Origin of the sequence: Lentihominibacter sp. (genome assembly GCF_046951855.1) — a bacterium.
Classification (GTDB): Bacteria; Bacillota; Clostridia; order Peptostreptococcales; family Anaerovoracaceae; genus Lentihominibacter; species Lentihominibacter hominis.
Genome location: NZ_JBKTXS010000058.1, coordinates 1 through 5,376, shown reverse-complemented (window position 1 = coordinate 5,376; position 5,376 = coordinate 1). Strand labels below are relative to the sequence as shown.

Sequence of the window (5,376 nt, the reverse complement as noted above, 5' to 3'; positions counted from 1 at the left end):
TTTCTTGTTATCCAGCCCTCCGGCTGTATCGGTTGAGCAAAAGTCAGCGTGGGAATGGTGTGGTATCTTTATCTAAGTGAAACCCCTCGCTCCCACTTAGATACGGTTTTATCGCTGATGCAGACCTCATCAGCCAGTTGCTTCTGCGTCCATCCCTTCTCTATTCTTATATTATATATCAATTGTCCTATCTTCTTGCTGTCCACTGATATAACCTCCTTTTTATTTGCTTAAGTTACGCCCCACATGTTATTAAGATAACATCAGTGTGTACGCATTTCAATCGACGTATCGTAGAATTTGTCAGGCCTGCATTATATCCAAACTTCTCCCTGTAATCATAAAACAAAAACAACCGAGTAGAATCCTCATTATTCAAACTACCCGGTTGTTTTTCATACTCTTTCTTCCAGTTTTTCTTTCTTGGCCTGTCTTTTTCAGTCATATGTTTTCCGGTTCTAAACCCCGGATTCTGATATGCCTTGGCAAGGCTGATCTTCGTCATATCTATAACCATTTTCTTTTTCCTATTAGGTATCTCCGTAGGTATGGAACCTGTCTTCTTTCTTCCCATATTATTTTTCCTTTCACATATTTATCCCAAGTCATATCCGGCCTGAGAAAGAACATTAATCGCTTTCTTATAATCTTTTTCCTTAACAAGAATATAATCTGTATTATACGTTGATACAGCAAATATTCCTATACTGTTTTCCGCAAGAAGTCCTGATATCCCTGAAAGTATTCCAATCAAAGAAAAGTCAAGAATCCCTTCTATTCGAAATGCTTTCCAGCCGTCATCCCGATTTATGATATTATCGGGAACATCTGCTGTAATACAGACAAGAGAACACTCTTCATCTGTTTTCCCTATAAAACAATATTCACTTTCAAGATTTGTCAGTGAAAAATCAGTTACCTTACATACTGAAAAATCATAATCTATCTTTTTTATTTTCATACGTCCTGAAACACTCCTTCTCCGTAATCTTTCACCTGCTCAACCATATGTCCAATATTACCTTCTCCGGCAAAGCGTTCCAGATCAAAAAAATCCTCGTCTACGTCAAACCAATAAAGCGGATGTTTTTCCGGAAAAAGCTTTACTTTTTTTCTTAAAATCCCTACATAAACTTCCACATAACATTTCTGATTATAGTATGTAAAATCCATCATGTGAGACAGACTTACATCTGATCTGCTTATCCCCGTCTCCTCAAACAGTTCTCTGTAGGCGGCATCAAAATGATCTTCCCCATCCTCTATTTTTCCTCCTACCAGATTATATTTACCTTCATATGGATCTTTGAGCCGTTTACAAAAAAGAAGCTTTTCTTTATCTCTGCTGTATATCATTACGCAGTTATACCCCTGAAACTTCACGGCAGATTCCAAAATATCACCGGAGATTTTATCTTCTATAGCTTCCGTACAGCTTGAACAAAATCTATACCTCATTGTATCAATTCTTATCCTTTTCATCTCCTGAGTTTTTTAGATACTTTCGCACCAATACATATCCAAGCGTCATATCTATAGCATAACAAGCCAGATGAATTCCTGTGGCTAACTTAGCATATTTTCTGTAATTCAAATTCTTAAAAAATTTTTTCATAAAAATCTCCTTTCTTACTCTGTCATGAAAATGTAACAAGCTCCTGCTGAGGCTGTTTTGACGGTTCTATAGATATAAGCGTAAGTACAGGACCTTCATCATATCCATACATTTCATGCTCTTTATAATCAAATCTCACTCTGACTTTTACCCAATCTTCATGACCGAATCGCCTCTCAGTCTCATCCTCAAGATAACATATAAAACCCAAAAACTGTATATCTTCCTCACAACAGGTCATTACATGCCTTCCCGGAATAAAATAATCAGCTCCTGACTCTTCACTTGCACAGTATTTGGCCGTAAAAATTATTTCTTTTCCCATATAATGTTCAGGATGTTCCATAGCATCAAGATACCACAGCCCATAATCCATATCGTCTATATCTACTGTCTGTCCGCTGTAATCAAAAGGCATTACATCCATCTCGTTTTCAAACATTTTACCGTCTTTTCTCTCAAATGCCAGCTGCGCCTGAGGATTAAGCACCTTTATAGCTCTCCTGAATTTCATTCTGTCGATATCCTCATCACATCTATTGAATATTATGAGATTAGAAGCCTTAAGAGGTTCCATGAAAGTTTTTCTCATATTATTCATATATATTTCAGCGGTTTCTGCATTTACCGTAGAATATACTCCCCCTGCATACCAGTCTTGTGGCACATTTTCGTTAAAAAGTTTTTCAAGATCCCACATGCCGTTATATTCAATCAAAACCTGTGCAGGAGAATAATCTCTCTCAATCCGTTTCCAGAACATCTCACTGAGGGCTTCGGGATCTTCAGCTCTCACCAATACTATTGAAAACTTTTTAAGGAAATCTTCATCAAATTCCTTCTCCCCCTCTTCACACTGTACCAAAACAGTCGTCCCCGGTTCTAAAAAGTCCTCTTCTTCCACTACTTCGTGTATTAATGTTGTTTTTCCACTTTCCAGCAAACCTGTAAATACATAAACCGGTGTTTCCATCTTCCATCCTTTCTTTCAAATTGCAAAGCTGTTTCCCAATCTTCCCTAATTAACTCCAAATACCTGATTCAGCGCGCTCTCGTCAAGATCTGTTCCTATAACACATATTCTGCCTATATAATCCGGCTGCGAATCTCTTATTTCAAGCTCCTCAGGAACCATATCAAACTCAATCCATCTGCCGTTTTCTGCTTCAACTATACCTTTTGCCCGAAGGACAGTCCCGAAATCATCTGTAGCAGCCATGAGTTTCAATATGTCTTCCAGCTCAGACTTTTTAAATTTATGAACCGTCTCATATCCCCAGCTTGAGAACACATCATCTGCATGATGATGATCTTCGTGATGATCATGATGACAATCACAGTGCTTGTGATGATACTCACGAACATCATGGTGATATCCATGTTCATGATGATGGTCATGACACAATTCCTCAAGGACCTCTTTCAAAGCATGTTTATTATCAAGAGCCGATGCTATCATGTCCGCAGACAAAATTTTCCATGGTGTTGTAACGACAGCCGCATTACTGTTCTTCTGCCGAAGAGTTTTCACACATTTATCTATCTTGCTCTCTTCCATATCCTGAGTACGGCTTATTACTATAGTACCTGCATGCTGAATCTGATCATTGAAAAATTCTCCGAAATTTTTCATATACATTGCAGCCTTTTTACCATCTACTACAGTTATAAGACTGTCTATCTCCACATCGGCCTCTTCCTCCATATCTATTACGGCCTTCGCTACATCCGAAAGCTTACCGACTCCTGACGGCTCTATGATGATTCTGTCAGGATGGAACTTTTCACTTACCTCTCTGAGAGATCTGGCAAAATCTCCTACCAGCGTACAGCAAATACAGCCTGAATTCATTTCCGTCACTTCTATGCCGCTATCCTGCATGAAATAGCTGTCAATACCTATTTCTCCAAATTCATTTTCTATGAGAACTATTTTCTCATCTCTATATACTTTAGCAATGAGCTCTTTTATAAATGTCGTTTTACCGGCCCCCAGAAAGCCGGATATTATGTCAACTTTTGTCATGATCTGCTCCTTATATATTTATTAAATTCTGCCATAGTTTTTTTTATTATATCACAGTTGAAATCAGCTCTCCATTAAAAATCAGATATTATGAAGGCAAATCTTCTTCTCCGCATAATCTGCCGAACTCTCTAAGTTTCTGTTTTGCTTCCACACTGATATTCTGCGGAACCTTTATCTCCACACATGCATAATGACTGCCATACTGAGAAGGGTCTTTCATAGATACTATACCTTTATCTTTTATTCTGAGTTTAGTTCCGGACTGTGTTCCCGGGGCTATTTTGCACATAACCTTACCATGAAGTGTCTGCACAGCCGTCTTTCCTCCCAAAACAGCTGTTGTAAACGGGATTTTTACTGTTGAGTAAACATCCATTCCTTTTCTCTCAAAACCTTGTTTTTTCATAACATTTACTTTGATAAGAAGATCTCCGTTTTTTCCTCCGTTTACACCTGGCTTTCCCCGTCCTTTAAGTCTTATACTTTTTCCGTCATCTATGCCGGCAGGAATATGAACTTTTACAGATTCGAAATTTTTTCCTGACGCATCAGATATCCTTATAAATTTATCACAGCCAAAAGCCGCTTCATCAAATGTGACATTAATTTCAGCCTTGACATCGGCTCCATTCTGCTTAAAATCTTCAGTTCTGAATCCGCTTGAGAACCCATTTGAAAAACCACCTGAGAATCCGCCGCCAAATATATTCTTCAGAATATCATCCATGTCTCCGCCTTCAAAATGATATTCTCTGTAATTTCCACCCTCACTTCTGCCCTGCGATCCTGATGCACTTCCATCGAAAGCTGCATGCCCAAACTGATCGTAAAGTTTTTTCTGTTTGGGATCACTAAGAACTGAATATGCTTCAGATACTTCTTTAAACTTTGCTTCAGCCTGTGCATTACCCGCATTAGTATCGGGATGGTATTTTTTGGCCATCTTTCGATAGGCCTTTTTTATATCGCTTTGTGAGGCGTCTCTGTTCACACCGAGCACCTCATAATAATCTTTCTTTGATGCCATAGCCATCACCCCGTTAATTCAAATTTTTTAATACTCTAAAGAGAATGCATACTTTATCTAACTGATACAATAATACCCCGCAGGAACCTGCCCGCGGGGTACATATCTACTCTTTGAGCACTATCCCTCAATGGAGATGTAATGCTTTTTGTCTTCCACTGCCTTCACATCCTCTTTAGGAACACTGAAGGATAAAATACCATTCTCATATTTCGGATGAATGTCTTCTTCCGTCACATGTTCACCTACATAAAAGCTCCTGCTCATGCTTCCAGCATAACGTTCACGTCTTATATAGTTACCTTCCTTATCTTTTTCATCCTTATCAAGACCTTTAGCAGCAGTAACTGTAAGGACACCCTTTTCCAGTTCCATCTGTATTTCATCTTTTTTGAAACCGGCAAGATCAATGTCAACCTCATAACCGCCTTCAACATCTTTTACATCTGTTTTCATCAGATTACGTGCACGTTTGCCGTACAATTTTTTCTCAGCGTTCGGCAATGCCGGAAACGCAAAATCATTCATAAAATCGTCAAACAAATTTTCTCCAAAAATACTACTCATTCTCATAAGTCGTCGCCCCCTTAAGATCCTTATCCGGATCATTTTTTATTTCTTGACTATAATATATCACCTGTTGTTAGCACTGTCAATAGGTGAGTGCTAATATTTTTGTTATTTTTTTGCAAACCCTTTAAAATC

Annotated in this window: 9 protein-coding genes; all 9 read right to left on the bottom strand. The window is 38.4% G+C overall.

What is annotated here, in order from left to right; all coding sequences use genetic code 11:
- Positions 1 to 68: 68 nt before the first annotated feature.
- The gene (locus tag ACLR96_RS10005; RefSeq protein WP_412265839.1) at positions 69 to 206 is read right to left on the bottom strand and encodes a helix-turn-helix domain-containing protein; all 138 of its coding nucleotides are present in this window, start codon (positions 204 to 206) and stop codon (positions 69 to 71) included.
- A gap of 29 nt (positions 207 to 235) precedes the next feature.
- On the bottom strand, positions 236 to 574 hold the full coding sequence (locus tag ACLR96_RS10000) for a hypothetical protein (RefSeq protein ID WP_177269113.1): 339 nt from the start codon (positions 572 to 574) through the stop codon (positions 236 to 238).
- A 21-nt stretch (positions 575 to 595) separates the two neighbouring features.
- On the bottom strand, positions 596 to 961 hold the full coding sequence (locus ACLR96_RS09995) for an ACT domain-containing protein (RefSeq protein ID WP_177269111.1): 366 nt from the start codon (positions 959 to 961) through the stop codon (positions 596 to 598).
- Positions 958 to 1,458, bottom strand: a complete 501-nt coding sequence (locus tag ACLR96_RS09990) for an NUDIX domain-containing protein (RefSeq protein ID WP_177269109.1) — start codon at positions 1,456 to 1,458, stop codon at positions 958 to 960. Before ACLR96_RS09990 ends, ACLR96_RS09995 begins: the two co-directional genes overlap by 4 nt.
- A 4-nt stretch (positions 1,459 to 1,462) precedes the next feature.
- Positions 1,463 to 1,615: a hypothetical protein gene (locus tag ACLR96_RS09985; RefSeq protein ID WP_177269107.1), complete on the bottom strand. Its 153-nt coding sequence runs from the start codon at positions 1,613 to 1,615 to the stop codon at positions 1,463 to 1,465.
- Positions 1,616 to 1,637: 22 nt separating this feature from the next.
- On the bottom strand, positions 1,638 to 2,588 hold the full coding sequence (locus tag ACLR96_RS09980) for a GTP-binding protein (RefSeq protein WP_177269105.1): 951 nt from the start codon (positions 2,586 to 2,588) through the stop codon (positions 1,638 to 1,640).
- Positions 2,589 to 2,633: 45 nt separating this feature from the next.
- Complete coding sequence (locus tag ACLR96_RS09975; protein ID WP_177269103.1) at positions 2,634 to 3,641, bottom strand: GTP-binding protein; 1,008 nt, start codon at positions 3,639 to 3,641, stop codon at positions 2,634 to 2,636.
- 88 nt (positions 3,642 to 3,729) lie between these two features.
- Positions 3,730 to 4,671, bottom strand: coding sequence for a DnaJ C-terminal domain-containing protein (locus tag ACLR96_RS09970; protein ID WP_177269101.1), 942 nt, complete (start codon positions 4,669 to 4,671; stop codon positions 3,730 to 3,732).
- 120 nt (positions 4,672 to 4,791) lie between these two features.
- Positions 4,792 to 5,244 (bottom strand): Hsp20/alpha crystallin family protein, encoded by a 453-nt coding sequence (locus ACLR96_RS09965; RefSeq protein ID WP_177269099.1) that lies wholly within the window; start codon positions 5,242 to 5,244, stop codon positions 4,792 to 4,794.
- Positions 5,245 to 5,376: the final 132 nt, after the last annotated feature.